The organism is Dyella sp. SYSU CM1112 (genome assembly GCF_058216415.1).
Genome location: NZ_JBZEGI010000097.1, coordinates 1 through 294 on the forward strand (window position 1 = coordinate 1; position 294 = coordinate 294).

Annotated in this window: 1 protein-coding gene; it reads left to right on the forward strand. The window is 67.7% G+C overall.

What is annotated here, in order from left to right; all coding sequences use genetic code 11:
- A partial coding sequence (locus AC4HNJ_RS21780; RefSeq protein WP_490481710.1) for a type VI secretion system Vgr family protein occupies positions 1 to 294 on the forward strand: 294 nt, incomplete at both ends.

Sequence of the window (294 nt, forward strand, 5' to 3'; positions counted from 1 at the left end):
CAAGGAGTACGTCCAGTTCAGCACGCCGCACTCCGACCTCACCCGGTTCACGATGGGCAATATTGTCGGCGACACCTGGGTGGATGGCCGGCATCCGCAGCGCGGCGAAGGGTTTGAGTTGCGCACCGGCGCCTACGGTGCGATCCGTAGCGGCAAGGCGCTGCTGCTCTCCACCCACGACCAGCCGCGCGCCAAGGGTCCGCAGATGGAGATGCGCGAAGGGCTGGCGCAATTGGAGGCCACGCGCAACCAGATCGCGGAGATGACCCGGCGGGCCGTGGCCGCGGAAGCCAA